Annotated in this window: 14 protein-coding genes and 1 other RNA gene; 10 read left to right on the top strand and 5 right to left on the bottom strand. The window is 69.8% G+C overall.

What is annotated here, in order from left to right:
• Positions 1–25: 25 nt before the first annotated feature.
• Positions 26–3,076 (bottom strand): ligand-binding sensor domain-containing diguanylate cyclase, encoded by a 3,051-nt coding sequence (locus MLE43_RS02515; protein WP_243301396.1) that lies wholly within the window; start codon positions 3,074–3,076, stop codon positions 26–28.
• Between the two features lie 178 nt (positions 3,077–3,254).
• Between MLE43_RS02515 and MLE43_RS02510 the strand changes: the two genes are divergently transcribed.
• From MLE43_RS02510 to MLE43_RS02490, 5 genes are all read left to right on the top strand, one after another.
• Complete coding sequence (locus MLE43_RS02510) at positions 3,255–4,241, top strand: malate dehydrogenase (protein ID WP_243301394.1); 987 nt, start codon at positions 3,255–3,257, stop codon at positions 4,239–4,241.
• A gap of 107 nt (positions 4,242–4,348) precedes the next feature.
• Positions 4,349–4,567, top strand: coding sequence for a ubiquitin family protein (locus MLE43_RS02505; protein WP_243301393.1), 219 nt, complete (start codon positions 4,349–4,351; stop codon positions 4,565–4,567).
• Between the two features lie 62 nt (positions 4,568–4,629).
• Entirely contained in the window at positions 4,630–4,899 is a 270-nt protein-coding gene (locus MLE43_RS02500; protein WP_243301392.1) for a MoaD/ThiS family protein, read from the top strand.
• 1 nt (position 4,900) lies between these two features.
• A complete protein-coding gene (locus tag MLE43_RS02495; protein WP_243301391.1) occupies positions 4,901–6,007 on the top strand; it encodes a WD40/YVTN/BNR-like repeat-containing protein in 1,107 nt (368 codons plus the stop codon).
• Positions 6,008–6,072: 65 nt separating this feature from the next.
• A complete protein-coding gene (locus MLE43_RS02490) occupies positions 6,073–6,312 on the top strand; it encodes a hypothetical protein (RefSeq protein ID WP_243301390.1) in 240 nt (79 codons plus the stop codon).
• Here the strand turns inward: MLE43_RS02490 and MLE43_RS02485 are convergent.
• Complete coding sequence (locus MLE43_RS02485; protein WP_243301389.1) at positions 6,309–7,928, bottom strand: hypothetical protein; 1,620 nt, start codon at positions 7,926–7,928, stop codon at positions 6,309–6,311. The genes MLE43_RS02490 and MLE43_RS02485 overlap by 4 nt on opposite strands.
• Before the next feature lie 214 nt (positions 7,929–8,142).
• Here MLE43_RS02485 and nudC point away from each other — a divergent pair, with 214 nt between their 5' ends.
• Positions 8,143–8,925: an NAD(+) diphosphatase gene (gene nudC, locus MLE43_RS02480; protein WP_243301387.1), complete on the top strand. Its 783-nt coding sequence runs from the start codon at positions 8,143–8,145 to the stop codon at positions 8,923–8,925.
• A gap of 60 nt (positions 8,926–8,985) precedes the next feature.
• On the opposite strand, the gene MLE43_RS02475 is transcribed toward nudC, so the two are convergent.
• Complete coding sequence (locus MLE43_RS02475; protein ID WP_243301385.1) at positions 8,986–12,378, bottom strand: adenosylcobalamin-dependent ribonucleoside-diphosphate reductase; 3,393 nt, start codon at positions 12,376–12,378, stop codon at positions 8,986–8,988.
• A 288-nt stretch (positions 12,379–12,666) separates the two neighbouring features.
• Here MLE43_RS02475 and ffs point away from each other — a divergent pair.
• An RNA gene (gene ffs, locus MLE43_RS02470) (signal recognition particle sRNA small type) lies at positions 12,667–12,762 on the top strand.
• Between the two features lie 160 nt (positions 12,763–12,922).
• On the opposite strand, the gene MLE43_RS02465 is transcribed toward ffs, so the two are convergent.
• Complete coding sequence (locus MLE43_RS02465; protein WP_243301382.1) at positions 12,923–13,795, bottom strand: TIGR02757 family protein; 873 nt, start codon at positions 13,793–13,795, stop codon at positions 12,923–12,925.
• Positions 13,796–13,932: 137 nt separating this feature from the next.
• Between MLE43_RS02465 and MLE43_RS02460 the strand changes: the two genes are divergently transcribed.
• The gene (locus tag MLE43_RS02460; protein WP_243301381.1) at positions 13,933–14,334 is read left to right on the top strand and encodes a hypothetical protein; all 402 of its coding nucleotides are present in this window, start codon (positions 13,933–13,935) and stop codon (positions 14,332–14,334) included.
• 20 nt (positions 14,335–14,354) lie between these two features.
• Here MLE43_RS02460 and MLE43_RS02455 read toward each other — a convergent pair whose 3' ends face one another.
• Entirely contained in the window at positions 14,355–14,876 is a 522-nt protein-coding gene (locus MLE43_RS02455; RefSeq protein ID WP_243301380.1) for a hypothetical protein, read from the bottom strand.
• 111 nt (positions 14,877–14,987) lie between these two features.
• Here MLE43_RS02455 and hemH point away from each other — a divergent pair, with 111 nt between their 5' ends.
• Together hemH and hemG are read left to right on the top strand one after the other, a co-directional pair.
• Positions 14,988–15,935, top strand: a complete 948-nt coding sequence (gene hemH, locus MLE43_RS02450; RefSeq protein ID WP_243301378.1) for a ferrochelatase — start codon at positions 14,988–14,990, stop codon at positions 15,933–15,935.
• Positions 15,932–17,191, top strand: coding sequence for a protoporphyrinogen oxidase (gene hemG / locus MLE43_RS02445; protein WP_243301376.1), 1,260 nt, complete (start codon positions 15,932–15,934; stop codon positions 17,189–17,191). Before hemH ends, hemG begins: the two co-directional genes overlap by 4 nt.
• Positions 17,192–17,265 lie beyond the last annotated feature (74 nt).

The raw sequence follows: 17,265 nt of genomic DNA, 5'->3' as shown, positions 1-17,265 counted from the left end.
GTTCGACCCAGAGCAGGACCCCGCCTCAGTGCCAGATCAGGTCCCCCTCGCGGGGGCTGTGGCGCAGCTCCACGGCGCCGGCCTGGACGCAGAGGGCAGGGCCCTGGTCGAAGCGCTGGGCCAGGCCCTCGGGGAGGCCGGGCCGGGCCGCCACACCCACCCAGCCGTCGCGGCCGGACCGCTTGGCGGCGTAGAGGCACCGGTCGGCCACGCGCACCTGGTCCTCCCAGGAGGCGGCCTCCAGGTGGTCCGACTGGAAGGGGAAGAGCGAGAAGCCGATGGAGCAGGTGATGGTCACGGGCTGCGGCAGGCCCAGGTCGAAGGGATGCTCCCGCAGCGCCTGATGGAGACGCGCCACCACGGTGGCGGCGCCGTCCAGGTCAGAGGTGTGGCCCACGAAGAGGATCTCCTCGCCGCCCCAGCGGATGAGGAAGTCGGACTCGCGGGCTTCGCGCCGGAGGACGTCCGCCACCTGCTTCAGGGCCAGGTCGCCCGCGGCGTGGCTCCAGGTGTCGTTCACGCGCTTGAAGTGGTCGAGATCGAGCATGGCGAAGACGAGGCTGGTCTCGCTGGGGTGGTGGTCGGCGGCCAGGTGGTCGCGCTGGGCGCGCAGGACCAGGGCGATGACCGGGGGCAGCTCCTCCTCGAGGTAGCGCCGGTTCCGCAGGCCCGTGAGGGGATCGGTCGTGGAGATGGTCGCCAGAGCCAGGTTGCTCAGCTCCAGAGCCTCGGTGCGCTGGTAGACGAGGACCTTCAGCTCCTCGTTGCGCTTCTCCAGCAGGCGGAGCCGCCAGCGGAACATGGCCACGCCCGCGCAGAGGGCGAGGCCGCCCCAGACGGGCCAGGCCCACCAGCGCAGCCACCAGGGGTGGAGCACGCGGAAGGAGGCGGCGGCCACGGGCCCGGCGCCGCCATCTTCGATGAGGGCGCGGACCTCCAGGCGGTAGGGCCCCGGGGGCAGGGCGGGATAGCGGAGATCCTGGGTATGCAGGTCCACCCAGCCCTCATCCAGGCCGATCAGCCGGGCCTGGAAGCGGAGCCGTCCTTCGTGCTCGAAGGTCAGGGAGGTGAAGTGGGTCGCCAGGGTCCGCTCCCCATAGGGCACGGCTCCCAGGTCGACCGGGCCCGCGAACGGGTGCGCCCAGTGGCGGTTCCCCAGCCGGAAGGAGACGAAGAGGGTGGTGGGCAGGCTTTCGGGCCGGTGGCCGTGGTCGGGGCGGTGGTGGAGGAGCCCCGCGGTGGAGCCGAACCAGACGCCACCGTCGGCGTCCACCCAGGTGGAGAACGGGTTGCAGTCGGTGCTGGTCAGCCCGTCTTCCCGCCGGAAGAGCCGGTGTTCTCCACCCTTCATGCACTGAACGCCCCGGGGCCCACCCACCCAGAGGCGGCCGCCGGCATCCGCCGTGAGGCTGTAGACCGAATCGCTGGCGAGGCCGTCGCGGCGGGTCCAGTGGCGCACCACCCTGGGCGTGGCGCCGCGCAGGTCCACCAGGGTGAGGCCCAGAGGTTCCCGATAGGCCACCCACGCGGTGCCGTCGGGCAGGGCGGCCAGGGCCGCCAGGGGAGCGGGGTGGAGGCCGATCTCGGCGCCCCAGACCCGCCAGCCGCTCGGATCCAGGCGGGCCAGGCCCTGGCCCGTGGCGGCCCAGAGACGGTCCTGGGAGTCCTCGTGCAGGGCCGTGATGGCCACCATCGGCTTGCCGCCTGGGAGCTCCGCCCGGTGGAAGCGGGCGCGCCCATCGGGGTCGGAAACCCGCCACAGCCCCTCATGGGTGGTGCCCACCCACAGGTCCCCGCCGTGGTCGAAGGCCAGGACCACGGGAATGGCCAGGCTCCGGGAAGGGGGCAGGGGGATCCGGGTCAGCCGGGTGCGGTCCGGGCTGATGCGGACTAGGAAGGGGTGCTCGCCGCCGCCCCACAGGGATCCGTCCGGACCTTCTTCCAGGGCGTAGAGCACCAGGCCCGCTGCGGTGGGGAACGGCGACGGGCCCTTGGCGTCCAGGCGCGCGAGGCCACTGGAGGTGCCCACCCACAGCACGCTGGCCCGGTCCCGGTGCAGGCCCCAGATGTTGTCCGCCGGGAACCCGTCCAGCCGCGTGAAGTTCTCCCAGGTGCCCCGCCCCTGGAGACGGTGCAGCCCCAGGCTCGCCACCCAGAGGTTGCCGGCCCGGTCGACGAAGGCCTGGTTGGCCCAGCCCGCGGGCAGGCCCCGGCTTTCGTCCAGGAGCCGCCAGGCCCCGTCCGTCACATGAAGCAGCCCCTTGGCCGTCGGGACGAACACCCCGCCATCCCCATCGGGACTGAGGGACTCTTCGTAGAAACTCACGCTCAGGGGCGGGAGGCCCAGGGCCGGAAGGGTCAGACGCGTGCCCCGGGGCGCGAGCACCCGGAGCTGGCTCCGCGTCCGCATCCAGAGGGTTCCGGTCCTCGTCATCAGCAGGGCCTTGACCGGTTCCGCCGGCACGCCCTCGCGGGCGGTCCAGGTGCGCCAGGCCCCGGTCCCGTCGAGATGGCGGAGGGCGGAGATCCCACCCACCCAGAGCCCCGCATCGTCCGGAGCCAGTGCATAGGCGGGTCCACCGGGCCAATCCGGGACGGGCGTGAAGCGGGGACCGCCATCGGGACTCAGGAACAGCCCGGTTTCGGCGGCGACCCAGATCCGGCCCCGGCCGTCCCGGGCGATCCGGTGGATCTGGGCCGAGGCCAGGGGATCGCCAGGTTCGAGGGGGTGCACCTGCCCGTCGCGGAGCAGGCAGAGGCCGGCGCGGGTGCCGATCCAGAGGCTGCCGTCCGGGTTCGCCCCGAAGGCGCGGACCCAGGCGGAGGGCAGGCCCTCGGGCAGGCTCCACAGCCGGAAGCCCGTGCCGTCGAAGCGGTAGGCGCCGCCCTCGGTACCCACCCACAGGAAGCCCTCCGCATCCTGCGCCAGGGTGGTGATGCTGGTGTGCTCCAGGCCCTCGGAGGGGCCGTAGGTCTGGAAGACCAGCCGACCGGAGGCAGGGATGCCCGCAGCCGTGGCGCCCAGCGCGAGGCTGGTCAGCAGCAGGGTTCGGGCCATTCGGAGAAGGGAGCGCATAGACAGGTCAGATTCCATCCTATCGGAGGATGGACAACGGATCTTTCCTATTGGTTCAAAGAAGACAAATCCTTCCAGATGGCTGATGGGAAGGGGGATCTCCGTCACGGATTCCGGACCAGCCGGTTTTCTGGTCTGGCGCGCGGTATAGAATGAGCCATCTCCCAGGAGGATCCCCATGAAGCCCCCCGTTCGCGTGGCCGTCACCGGCGCAGCCGGTCAGATCGGATACAGCCTGCTCTTCCGCATCGCCAGCGGTGCGATGCTCGGTGAAGACCAGCCTGTGATCCTCCAGCTGCTGGAGATCACGCCGGCCCTGAAGGCCCTGAACGGTGTGGTGATGGAGCTCAAGGACTGCGCATTCCCGCTGCTGGCGGGCGTGGTCACCTCCGATGATCCCAAGGTGGCCTTCAAGGATGCCGACTATGCGCTGCTGGTGGGCGCCCTGCCGCGCAAGGCCGGCATGGAGCGCAGCGACCTGCTGAACGCCAACGGAGGGATCTTCAAGCCCCAGGGCCAGGCGCTGAGCGAAGTGGCCAGCCGCAATGTGAAGGTGCTCGTGGTGGGCAACCCCGCCAACACCAACGCCTTCATCGCCCTGTCCAACGCGCCCAAGCTCAAGCCCACCCAGTTCCACGCCATGGTGCGCCTGGACCACAACCGCGCCATCTCGCAGCTGGCGGAGAAGACCGGCAAGGCCGTCACCGCCATCAAGAAGATGACGATCTGGGGCAACCACAGCGTCACCCAGTTCCCCGACCTCTACCACGCCACCGTGGACGGCAAGAACGCCTACGATCTGGTCAATGACCACGCCTGGTACGAGACGACCTACATCCCCACCGTGGCCAAGCGCGGCGCCGCCATCATCGAGGCCCGCGGGCTCAGCAGCGCCGCCAGCGCCGCCAATGCCGCCATCGACCACATGAAGAGCTGGGCGCTGGGCACCCCCGAGGGCGACTGGACCAGCATGGCCTTCGTCTCCGACGGCAGCTACGGCGTGCCCGAGGGCCTGGTCTACGGCTTCCCCGTCACCGTGAAGAACGGCCAGGTCGAGATCGTGAAGGGCCTGGAGATCAATGCCTTCAGCCGCGCCAAGATGGACGCCACCGCCAAGGAGCTCGACGAGGAGCGTCAGGCCGTGAAGGATCTGGGCCTGATCTAGACGGGCCCGTTCCGCGGAACCACGCAGGGGGAGTGATCCCCCTGCGTTTTTTTACAATGGCACGGGGATCTCCGGAACCTATCCTTGGCTTGAGCCGGAGGTGGACCATGATCGAACAGGTCGAACGGCGCAGGAAGGCGTGGAGCAGGATCGTCGGGGTGGAGCGCCGCGCCGCGCCTCTGCACGATCTGGACGGACATCCCTTGCCGGATCCGACGAAGCTGGAGGACGAGGAATTCGTCGCCGCCCAGGCGGAGCTCGAGGCAGCCAAGAAGAAGGCCCTGGAGCGCCATGACCGCTGGGATGACCCCGATCTCTTCGACTAGCGGATAGGTGTCTTGACAGGCAGGAGCGCTGGGAGGAGATTGACCGGGCCTCCAGGATTGCCATGTCCCGAGTCGCCTTCACCCGCAACCTCCAGCGCCACGTAGCCTGCCCGCCCTGTGTGGTGGCCGGGGCGACTGTGCAGGAGAGCCTGGATCAGGCCTTCGCCCTCTATCCGAGGCTCCGGGGCTATGTCCTGGACGAGCATGGCGCCCTGAGGTTCCACATGGCGGTCTACGTGGACGGCGTCCCCATCGCCGACCGCCGGGGGCTCAGCGACCCCGTGTCCGCGGCCAGCGAGATCTACGTCATGCAGGCCCTTTCCGGAGGCTGAGATGGACCAGTTGCTCGTATCCACCCGCAAGGGGCTCTTCTCCGCGCGCCGGACCGCCCGGGGCCTCTGGGACCTCGAGTCGGTGGCCTTCCTGGGGGACAATGTCTCCCTCGCGATGCAGGATCCCCGGGACGGCGCCTGGTACGCGGCCCTGGACCACGGCCACTTCGGCGCCAAGCTGCACCGCTCCCGGGACCGCGGGGCCACCTGGGAGGAGATCGGCGTGCCCGCCTATCCCACGCCGCCTGAGGGGCATGTCGAGAAGGACTTCCTCGGCCGCGAGATCCCCTGGCGCCTCATCCGCTTCTGGTGCCTGACGCCGGGGCTCGCCTCGCAGCCGGGCCTGCTCTGGGCTGGCACGCTGCCGGGCGGCCTGTTCTGGAGCGAGGACGGCGGCACCACCTGGACCATGGTGGAAGCCCTCTGGAACATGCCGGAGCGCCGCAAGTGGGCTGGCGGCGGCGCCGATGTTCCGGGCATCCACTCGGTCTGCGTGGATCCCAGGGACGGGAACCGCGTGGTGGTGGCGGTTTCCAGTGGTGGCGTGTGGCACACGAAGGACCGCGGCAGGACCTGGACCGCCCACACCAAGGGCATGCGCGCCGACTACGCGCCGCCCGAGCTGGTGGAGGCCCCGGAATCCCAGGATCCCCACCGCATGGTGCAGTGCCCCGCCGCGCCCCATGTGTGGTGGATCCAGCACCACAACGGCATCTTCCGCAGCACGGACGACGCCATGAGCTGGACCGAGATCACCGATGTGAAGCCTTCGGTGTTCGGCTTCCCCGTGGTGGTGCATCCCAGGGATCCAGACACGGCCTGGTTCGTGCCGGCCATCAAGGACGAACGCCGCATCCCCGCCGAGGGCCGGGTGGTGGTGAACCGCACCCGCGATGGGGGCCGCACCTTCGAGACCCTCGGCCACGGGCTGCCCCAGTCCTGGGCCTACGACCTGGTCTACCGCCACGCACTGGCTCTGGACGACAGCGGCGAGCGCCTGGCCTTCGGTTCCACCACGGGCTCCGTGTGGATCAGCGAAAACGCCGGCGACGACTGGATCACCCTCGCCGAGCACCTCCCGCCGGTGCACGCGGTGCTCTTCGTGTAGATGCCGGTTAGCATGGGGATTCGGTGCGGCGGACCCGCCGCCCCTGCCAAGAGTCTGGAGAATCCATGCCCCGTACTGCTCGCATCCTGGCTGCCCTGCTGTTCGGCGGCACTCTGCTGATGGCGCAGCTGCCCAATCCCCTGGGCCTGCCCGATCCCCTGGGCCTCTCCAAGAAGCCTGCGCCGGCGCCACGGCAGGAGGGCCGCCGCGTGGAGCCCAAGCGCGGCAATCACGGCAAGCACAAGGGCCAAGCCAAGCGCGAGGGTGGAGAGCGCGCCGGCCGCAAGGGGTCAGGCCGGCGCTAGCGGGGGACGGGCGCGAGCTGCACGGCGGTGAGGTTCGTGACCTTCAGGGGCGTACCTCCGGCGGTGAAGCGCGGGAAGGTCACGGCGCGATCCGCCCAGGCGGGTAGGTCCACCGCGAGCGCCACGGGCGTGGCGGCGAGGGTGACGTCGTTGCCTGCTCCCCCGGCGCGACGCGCCGCGTCGGCGAGGATTACGCCGACACCGAGGGTGTTATAGCCCACCTCCACCTGGGTGGCGAGGATGAAGCCGCCCCCCGGGCGTGCCCGCGCAAAGACCGGAGCCTGGAACTTCCCGAAGAACCGCGTGGCCCATAGCACCTGCCCGGCCGCGTCCAGCTTGGCCATCCAGGCATATCGGGTATCCATCGTCCCCAAGTTCCCCGCGCCGGCCACGAGCCAGCCGCCATCCCCCGCCGGGGCCAGGCCCGTGGCGGAGCCCACCTCCCCGGTGAGCTTCACGCTCCAGAGGATGTTGCCATCGGAGGCCAGGCTCACTACCAACGGCTCTTGCACCGTGGACCACATGTACCCCGCGAGCATGAGCCCGCCGCCCGGGGCTGGCTCCGCAGCCTCGGCGCGTTCCCCGCCGCTCCCCCAGATCACCCGTCGCCAGGCCAGGGTGCCGTCCGCTGCGCGCGCCTCCACGGGGATCCCGGGATGGGTCCCGGAGGTCCCGACGGATCGGCCCACGAACACCGAGGTCCCGCCCTCCAGTTCCAGGAGGGTCAGAGGATCGAAGCCCGCGTCGTTCGAGGTGGCCCAGGCCACCGAGCCCGTGGCGGTGAGACGCACCCACACGGGTCCCTGGCCCAGGTTCCCCAAGAGCTGCGCCCCCCCGTCGGCAGTGGGGGTTCCAAGGGTCAGCCAGCCGGACAGGCTCTGCTGCCACGGCACGGCCCCGGCGCCATCCACCCGTGACACCTCCGAGCTGAAGTCCGCGAGCGAGGGGTTGGCGACTTTGCGCGCGCAGGAGACGGCGAGGAAGGTGGACCCGAGGGACCGGGCCAGGGGCAGGGCCTCGTCCCCGGAGGCGCCCAGGCGCTGCCAGAGATGGTTGCCTTCCGAGTCGAAGGCCACGGTCCAAGTCGGGGAGCCCCAGGATCCACCCCTCACCGCGAACCCGGTGCCCAGGTCCACCAGGGCCGGACTGCCACCGGGCAGGAAGACCCGGATCCAGCTGGACTCAATGGCCGCCGGAGTGGTGAAGGTGCGGACAGCACCCTTCACCTCCCAGGCATCGCTGGTTCGGGCCACCGCCTGGTAGCTATAGGTCCAGTTGGGTACCAGGCCCGTGAGGTCGGCCTGATAATCCTGGGCCTGACCCCCGGATGGGTAGCTGACGGCGGGGCCCATGCCGATCCCAGGGAGGTCCAGGTAGGGCCAGCGATCGTAGGCGATGCCCAGGGCCGGATCCCCGCCGAAGCGGAAGCTCGCGCTCCCGGAAGTCCCGTTGCCCGCGGCCTGCCCATGCAGCACCGCGGCGTGGGGGGTGAGGCCATCGACCCCGCCGGTGGCCACCGACGGCGCTGGCGCAGGCTTCGAGGCGCCACCTCCGCAGGCAAAGGCGAGGCCCAGGATGAGTTCTCCGACTCCAATCCATGTACTTGCCCAGCCCATGGGGCACCTCCGCGGCAGGTCCCCTCCCGGGATCGGCCAACCACTCCTGGGTCCAGGTTCTGGGAGGGGCAGCGCCATTCTATTCCCGAAGGTTCCGCCCAGGCGCTGACAACCTGTGGCCTCCAGGGGGCCGGGACAGGGCAAGATGAATCCACGACTTTGTCTCGACACGCATGCCGGGGCGGAGGTGGCAAGGCCACGGGAAGGAGGATGGGTGGGGGCTTCACGGATCATCTTCCAGGGGGACCGGCTGTGGCTCGCTTCCACGCCGGCATTGCCGGAGGTGGAGGCGGAGCTCCGGCTGCGCCTGCCGGAGGGGCACCTGGCGCTGAAGGTGGCTGAGGATCAGCCGCTGCCCGAAGGGGTGGAGGCGCTGGGCCTGCGCGACGCCTTTTCCCGCATGGACCCAGGGGACTGGGCCCAGGCGGGCCGCGCCTACCAGTGGCTGGAGTGGGCCGCGGCGCACCGCTTCTGCGGCAGCTGCGCCACGGCCCTGGAGCCCTGCGAGGGGCCCGAGGCCGGGCACGGCCGCCGCTGCCCCGCCTGCGGCCGCACGGTCTTCCCCTCCAACGCCACGGCCATCATCGTGCTCATCCAGCGCGGGGAGGGCCCGGACCGGGAGCTCGCCCTGGCCCGCTCGCCCCACTTCAAGTCCGGCGTGTACAGTGCCATCGCGGGCTTCACGGAGCCCGGGGAATCCCTGGAGCAGGCCGTCCACCGCGAGGTGGCCGAAGAGCTGGGCATCCGCGTCCACCGCCTGCGCTACTTCGGCAGCCAGCCCTGGCCGTTCCCCAATGGCCTCATGGTGGCCTTCGTCGCCGATCATCTCGACGGCGACCTGCGGCCCGATCCCGTGGAGATCGAAGACGCGCGCTGGTTCCGCCTCGACGCCCTGCCGCAGCTGCCCAGCGCCCTCAGCATCGCCAGGTGGATGCTGGATGCGGCCGTGGCGGGGAAGACGGATGAGCCGGGAATGGGCGCGGATCCGAATGAATGAAATGAAGGGCGGGATCGCTCCCGCCCTTCACGGTTGTGCTTTCGAGACTGGCCGGGCTTCCTAGCTGCAGCCCGTCGTCGCCCCGCAGGTCTGGCACTTCATGCAGGCGCCGTTGCGGACGAGGGTGAGGTGGCCGCACTCGGGGCAGGGGTCGCCGGTGTAGCCCTTCTCGCGGGCGACCTGGGCGGCGGAGACGGCCGCACGGGCGCCGACGGTGACGGGTTGCAGCACGGGCTGGGTCACCTGTTCAGGGGCCCCGGTGGCGGCGCCGGCTTCGGGGAAGGGCAGGGGCGTGCCCGTGGGCAGGCTGGGCAGGTTGGCGAGGCCGGGGGCCTGGCTGCCGGGGCGCAGGCCCGTGGTGGCACTCACGATCTGGTCAGCTTCCACATGGGCCAGGTCATAGCGGCCCAGGTAGCTGATGGCCAGTTCCCGGAACACGAAGTCGATGAGGCTGGTGCTCAGCTTGATGGTGTCGCTGCCGGAGACCATGCCGCCGGGTTCGAAGCGGGTGAACAGGAAGGCGTCGCAGAACTCTTCCAGGGGCACGCCGTGCTGGAGGCCCATGCTCACGGCGATGGCGAAGCAGTTGAGCACGGCACGGAAGGCGGCGCCCTCCTTGTGGATGTCGAGGAAGATCTCGCCGAGGCTGCCGTCCTCGTATTCGCCGGTCCGGAGGTAGAGCTTGGTGCCGCCGATGGTGGCGGCCTGGGTGTAGCCGCCGCGGCGGTTGGGCAGGCGGCGCCGGTAGGTGCGCACCAGCTGCTGGGTGAGGGCATTGGCCAGCACGGGGGTCTTCTCGGCGGGGGTGGCCTGGTCGTCCATCAGCGTGTCGGCGCCATCCAGCAGGTCCAGGCTGGTGGACATGGCCTGGCTCATCTTGGAGCCGTCGCGGTAGAGGGCCACGGCCTTGAGCATGAGCTGCCAGCTGGCCTCGTAGATGCGGCCGATCTCCTCCACGGTGGCTTCCGCGGGCAGGTTGATGGTCTTGCTGATGGCGCCGCTGAGGAAGGGCTGGGCCGCGCCCATCATGCGCAGGTGGCCCAGGGGGGCGATGTAGCGGCGGCCCGTGCGGCCGCAGCGGTTGGCGCAGTCGAAGATGGGCAGGTGCTCGGCCTTGAGGTGGGGCGCGCCTTCCACGGTCATGGTGCCGCTCAGGGCCAGGAGGAAGGTCTCCACCTGCTCGGCGCTGAAGTCCTTCTTCAGGCGCTCGACATCCATGGCGTAGGCGGGATCGAAGGCCGTCGGAAGCTTCTGCTCCACGGCGGCGATCTCCTCTTCGGCCCAGCCGGCACCCTTCAGCATGCTGCGGGTGAGGCCCGGAGTCTCGTCGGTGATCTCCTGCCAGCCCACCACGTGGCGCACGATCTCCTGGATCTGGGTCGGCGCATAGCCCAGCCGGGCCAGGGCCTCGGGGATGGCGCTGTTCACCAGCTTGAAGTAGCCGCCGCCGGCCAGCTTCTTGAACTTCACCAGGGCGAAGTCGGGCTCGACGCCGGTGGTGTCGCAGTCCATGAGCAGGCCGATGGTGCCCGTGGGCGCCAGCACCGTCACCTGGGCGTTGCGGTAGCCCCATTGCTCGCCGTAGGTGAGGGCGGTGTCCCAGCTTTCGCGGGCGGCCTCGACGATGCGCTTGGGCACGCCCGTGCCGGTGAGGCCCTGGGGGCGGATGGAGAGCTGCTCGTATTCGGAGCCGGGCGCGTGGTAGGCGGCGCGGCGGTGGTTGCGGATGACGCGCAGCATGTGGGCGGCATTCTTCTGGTAGCCGGGGAAGGGGCCCAGCTCGCGGGCCATCTCGGCGCTGGCGGCGTAGGCGTCGCCCGTGAGGATGGCCGTCAGGGCGGCGCACCACTGGGTGCCCTCCACGCTGTCATAGGGGATGCCCATCCGCATGAGCATGGCGCCCAGGTTGGCGTAGCCGAGGCCCAGGGTGCGGAAGTCGTAGCTGCGCTGAGCGATGGCTTCGCTGGGGAACTGGGCCATGAGCACGCTGACTTCGAGGACCACGGTCCAGAGGCGGATGGCGTGGCGGTAGCCCACCAGGTCGAAGCCGCCGTCATCGGTGAGGAAGGTGCACAGGTTCAGCGACGCCAGGTTGCAGGCGGTGTCGTCCAGGAACATGTACTCGGAGCAGGGATTGCTCGCGTTGATGAGCCCATCCTCGGGGCAGGTGTGCCAGTCGTTGATGGTGGTGTTGAACTGGATGCCGGGATCGGCGCAGGCCCAGGCGGCGCGGTTCACCTTCTCCCAGAGATCCTTGGCGCGCAGCTTCTTGCTGGTCTTGCCGTCGATGCGGCGCTTCAGCTCCCAGTCGCCGTCGATCTCCATGGCGCGCATGAAGGCATCGGGTACGCGCACGGAGTTGTTGGAGTTCATGCCGCCCACGGTGAGGTAGCCCTCGCCATCCCAGGAGGTGTCGTAGCCCGCGAGATCCCGGGCGAAATCGCCTTCGGCCAGGCGGCCCAGGCACTGGGTGAGGAAGGCCGTGGGCACGCCCTCCCGCTTGGCGCGGGCCAGGGCCTTGCGGAGAGCCTCGTTGCTCGCGGGATCGGCGTCCCGGCTGGTGGAGCCTTCGACCGTCTGGCAGATGGCGTCCCAGTGGCGGCGCAGCATGGCGCTGCCAGCGGCCAGCATGGCGACCTTGCGTTCCTCGGTCACCTTCCAGTCGATGAAGGCCTCGATGTCGGGGTGGTCGAGATCAAGGCAGACCATCTTGGCCGCCCGGCGGGTGGTGCCGCCGCTCTTGATGGCCCCGGCGGCGCGGTCGCCCACGGCCAGGAAGCTCATGAGGCCGGAGCTGCGGCCGCCGCCAGAGAGGGGCTCCTCGGAGCCGCGAACCTTGGAGAAGTTGGTGCCCGTGCCGGAGCCGTACTTGAAGATGCGGGCCTCGCGGGTCCACAGGTCCATGATGCCGCCCTCGTTCACGAGGTCGTCCGCCACGCTCTGGATGAAGCAGGCGTGAGGCTGCGGGCGCTCGTAGGCCGAAGTGGACTTCATCATCTCGCCGGTCTTCGGATCCACGTAGCTGTGGCCCTGGGCCGGGCCCGAGATGCCGTAGGCGAAGTGCAGGCCCGTGTTGAACCACTGGGGCGAATTGGGCGCGCACATCTGGTCGGCGAGCATGTAGGTGAGCTCGTCGTAGAAGGCCTGGCCGTCTTCCGTGGTGTCGAAATAGCCGTGGGTCTCGCCCCAGTGGCGCCAGCACCCCGCCAGCCGGTGGAAGACCTGGCGCGCGTCCTTCTCCCCCCCGTTCTGGGCGTCGATGCCTTTCCGGCGGAAGTACTTCTGGGCGAGGATGTCCACGGCCACCTGGGACCAGGCCTCCGGAACCATCACATCCTTGGCTTCAAAGACCACGGTGCCGTCGAGCTTGGAGATTCGGCTGGTCCTGGGGACGAAGCGGAAGCCTTCCAGGGGGTCGTGGCCAGCCTTGGTGAAGTGGCGGGAGATCTTCATGGGTGCTGTCCTGGGTAGGGGGGTGGAGAAAGGCGTTCAAACAATTAAAGAGCGTCCCGCAGGGCACACGAAACGCTCCCTTACAGAAGGGGGGCTTTGGTGGGAACCTCTAGGGGTTGTGCCGGGAGAAAAGGATGGCCCCAACATGTAGGGGTGTCAAGGGGCCCACACCGTATTTTTCCAGCAATTAAAAAATCCCATGAAATCCGTCACTTCAAGGGCCGGCGCGCCTCTGCGAAGGCCTCTTCCGCTGGCGCGGCATGCCCCTTGCGGGCTACCCTGTAGCCAAGCCGGGCCCCATGCATCGGGGTGCGATGAACCGGGTCAGATCGGAAGAAGCAGCCCTAAGTCGTTCCCCCGAGTGCCGTGGTCAGCCCGGCCCCTTTCGGGGCCAGGCTGACCATCGCGCAGCCTGCGCCCTCGGCTTGGCTTTACGGATCGGCACGGGCCTGCGCTCCCAGTGGGTCGCGCACATGGCAAGCCCGGCCCTCGGTTCCGGCAATCATAAGAGCCTTGAAAAAGGTGGCTTAGCCTTTGCCTGTTCTTATCTCGGAGTCCGCCCAGCGGATTCCGAACCGGCGCGACACACGGTGTACAGCGGACACCCCGCACAGGTGCTGCGTTTCCGCACCCCGGGGCAGTCCCCGAGGATGCCCAGGTGGCTGAGGGCGAAGTCGTATCGGAGGGGATCGGCGGGGTCCAGGCGGCGCAGGGCCTCAGTGATCTCCTGGGCCATCCTCCCGTCGGGAGTGGCGCGCCGTGTGAGGCCGATGAAGCGGGAGACGCGGGCCACATGGGTATCCAGGGGGATGACCAGCTGGTGGGCCGGGTAGCGGGTCCAGAGGCCCAGATCGGGCCAGGCGGGGCGGACCATCCAGCGAAGGAACATGCGCCAGCGCTTGCAGGCGGCGCCTTCGAGCGGGTCGGGCAGGGAGAACCGGGAGCCGTAGGAGGCCGGCAGTTCCCTCCGGAGGCGCTGGACCAGGCGGGAGAGGGCGGGATCGGACTCCCCATCGGGGGCAGGCAGGAGGTGGGATTCCAGCCCCGCGCCGCTTTCCGCATCCAGTCGCTTCCAGCTCAGAAGCCAGGCCGCGAGGTCGTCGGCCGTGTGGAACCGCCAGGCCCAGGTTCCGAGGGCGCGGGCCAGATGCCTCTGGATGGCGGATTCGGAGCGTTCCCGGAGCCAGTCCGCGGGGTGGGTGCCTAGGGGGGCCAGGGCCGCGCGGACGGCCCGGATCATGGGATCCACCCGGCCGTAGGCGAGGTGGGCCGCGACGAACGCGGCCACTTCCCGGTCCAGGGGTTTGGCGTAGGCCAGGGGCACGGAAAGGGGATCCTTCACCAGGGCGGCGGCCGTGTCGTACCGGACACAGAGCCCATCCAGGCGGGCCTTCAGGGTGGCGGTCGAGGTTCCCATGAGGCTCCCAGTGTCCCAGGCGGGACAGGGTGGCGGCAAAAAACCGCACCTCGTGTCTAAAATCACTATGTAAGCAAAGGTGTTGCCGTTATTCTGTCAGCGGTGGCCCGTGGCCCCATTGGGAGTAGCAACCGCACATGATGACCCTGCGTGGCCTTGGAAACCTGGCGAAGATCCTGGAAGAAGCAGCAAAGCCCGATTCCGTATTGCGTGAAGACCGCGAGAAGCCCAAGCCCAAGGTTCTCAAGAAGGGTGAGAAGGCCGGGAATACCCGGACCATCGATCCCAAGCGGAAGGTCTGGTACGAGAAGCGTCTGAAGGAGGTCACGGCCAAGGCTGCCGCCTCTGAGAACGCCGCCTCGGGTCCCGTCAGCGCCCCGCTGATGCCCGCCGCTCCAGCCCTGGCCAAGAGCGTGGCCTCCAAGGTGGGCGGCTCCCTGCTGCAGACCCTGGCCGCCGCCAAAGATGCCAAGCCCAAGGCCGAAGGCCAGAAGCGTTCCGAGGCTTGGCGCCGCAAACCCGGCGAATCGATCTTCTAGTTATCAGCTATCAGCTTGCTTCAGGCCCCGGCGGAAACCGGGGCCTGAATTTTGTACTTCCGGCCGATCCAGGTGGCGGCCAGGGGCCGCTCGAACCGGCCTTTCCGGAGGTCCCCCAGGGTGAGGAGGGCCAGGTCGAGGACCGGGGTGCCACCGACCAGGGTGCCATCCGCCAGGCGCGCCTCGAGGTCGGCGCGGGCGAAGGCCCGCAGGCCCTCCGGCAGGCGGGCGAGCACCTCCTGGGGATCCAGCAGGCCCAAGCCGAGGCGCTCAGCGAGCTGGCGGACGCCCCGCAGCATGCCGTCGATGGCGCAGCCGGAGGGATTGGAGGCCAGGGTGGGCTCCGCGATGGCCAGGATCCGATCCTCCAGGAGCGTCCAGGATCCGCGGTACTCGACGCCCTTGTGGCGCCACCGCCCCAGCAGGGCATCCACCTCGGGGGCGAGGCGCCCAGCCGCCACGGGCCGGTCAAAGGCGACGAGCCAGAGCCGGGCGTCATCAGGCAGGGCGGCGAAGGCGGTCAGGGAGGCGGACGCGGGCATGGCGGACTCCAGTGTCAGGACAGTCTATGGGATGCCGACCCCTCCAACGTCATGCCGAGTACGGGTTTCCGTGACGAAAGTTCCGCCAAGTCTCGCGTAAGGTGGAGGGTGATGCGAGATACAGCGATTCTGCTCCTGAACCTCGGCGGTCCGGTGAACCTGGATCAGGTCGAACCCTTCCTGGCGGCATTGTTCGGCGATCGGGACCTGATCCGGCTGCCGGGCCCGGCCTGGCTCCAGGGGCCCCTCGCCAGCCTCATCGCGCGCCTCCGGGCGCCCGGTGCGAAAGGCCGCTACGCCCAGATCGGCGGCGGGTCGCCCCTGCTCCGCGAGAGCGCGTTCCAGGCGGCGGCGCTACGGGCCTCCCTGCGGGCTGCCGGGCGCGTGGAACCTGTGAAGCTCTGCTTCCGCTATGCCGCGCCCCGGGCCGAAGGCCTGCTCAAAGCGCTGAAGCGCCGGGGCATCACGAAGCTGGTGCCGGTGACGCTCTATCCCCACGATTGCCGGGCCACCACGGGGTCCAGCCTGCGGGAGCTGGCCGTGGAGGCCGCGAAGGCCGGAATGGAGATCCTGCCGGGTGTGGACCACTACGCCACGGACCCCGATTATCTGGATGCCCTTGAGCGCCCCCTCCGCGCCGCCCTGAAGGACCTTCCGGGCGCCACCGTGATCTTCAGCGCCCACAGCCTGCCCGTGCGGCAGATCGAGGCGGGCGATCCCTACGAGAGGGAGATCCACGCCACCCGCGAGGCGCTGATCGCCCGCATCGGTCCCATCCCCGGCGGCTACCTCCAGGCCTACCAGAGCCGCACCGGCCCCGTGCGCTGGCTGGAGCCGCCCCTGAAATCGGTCCTGGAGTCCATGGGCGGCAAGGACGTGATCGTGGTGCCCATGAGTTTCGTGAGCGAACACATCGAGACCCTCCACGAGCTGGACATCGAATACCGGCACGTGGCCGACCAGGCGGGCATCCGCACCTATCGCCGGGTGGCTGCCCCCGGTACCGACCCCGCGTACATCCGCTGCCTCGTGCGGCGCGTTCTGGAGATCCTCCCATGAGCACTCTGATCCTCGGCGGCGGCGTGACCGGCCTGGCTGCCGCGTGGCACCTGCAACGGAAGGGTGAGGCCGTCGAAGTGTGGGAGGCCGGTGCGAGCGTGGGCGGGTGGATGAAGACGCTGCCCTGGGATGGCGGCCACTTCGAGACGGGTCCCCAGGGCGTGCTGTGGCAGAAGGGCACGGCGGTTGACCGCCTCTTCAGCGCCATCGAGCTACCCTTCAAGTCGCCCGGGACCGGGGCCCGCTGGGTGGGGAAGGGCGGGCGGCTCATTCCCGTACCGGCCTCGCCGGTGGGTCTGATGACCTCGCCGCTGATGCCCCTGGGCGCCAAGCTGCGGATGATGCTCGAGCCCTTCCAGCCCGTGCGGGGCGCCGAGCCCGAGGAAGGGCTCTCGGCCTTCATCGAGCGGCGCCTGGGTCGGGGCGTGGCCACGGAGCTGCTGCCGTCCATGATCGCCGGCGTCCTGGCCGCTCCGGCGGAGATCCTGTCCGTGGATGCCATTCCGAAACTCCGCCAGTGGGAAGCCACGGGCAGCCTGGTGAACGGCATCCGCAAGGGCGGCGTGAGCCACATGGTGGTGCCCGAAGGCGGCATGGGGCAGCTGCCCATCCGTCTGGCTTCGAAGGTCGGCGCGGTGCGTGTGGGCCTGCGGGCGGAGCGGATGGAACCCCTTCCGGACGGTCGCTGGCGTGTGAGCGGCGGCGGGGAAGTCCGCGACATGGATCGCGTGGTGCTGGCGCTGCCCGCCTATGAGGCCGCGGCCCTGCTCGGACCCGTGGCTCAGCAGAGCGCCGAGGCCCTGGGGGCCATCCCGTACACCTCCGTCGACCTCTGGCACAGCCGCCACACCCCGCTGCCGGCCCTGAAGGACAGCTTCGGCTTCCTCATCCATCCGCCAGAAGGACACGGCTACCTCGGGTCCCTCGTTCCTTCCTGGATGGATCCGCAGAGTGCCCCGGAAGGCCTCATGCAGCTCCGCAGCTTCATCGGCGGCGCCTTCGGCAAGCCCGCGGACCTGGAGGCCTGGGAAGGGGTCCAGGCCCGCCTGAAGCACTGGGTGCCCTCCCTCAGCGATCCTGCGGCGGTGCGGCACGAGCGCGCCGAGCGCGCCATTCCCCGGCCCGAGCTGGGCCACCGGGGCCGGGTGAAGGCTGCCCTGGAGGGGCTGCCCGCCGGCGTGGACTGGCTCAGCAATGCCCGGTTCGGACCGGGCGTGCGCGATATCCTTGAAGGCCTCGAGATCTGGTCGGCCTGAGCTCCATCCCGGCCACCAACACGGTGACATTTGCCCATGGCGGGCGCAGAATGGGGCCACCTTTTCAGGAGCCC

Origin of the sequence: Geothrix oryzisoli, from assembly GCF_022808865.1 — a bacterium.
Taxonomy (GTDB): domain Bacteria; phylum Acidobacteriota; class Holophagae; order Holophagales; family Holophagaceae; genus Geothrix; species Geothrix oryzisoli.
The sequence above is the reverse complement of the archived record's forward strand: the minus strand, read 5'-3'. Positions and strand labels throughout refer to the sequence as shown.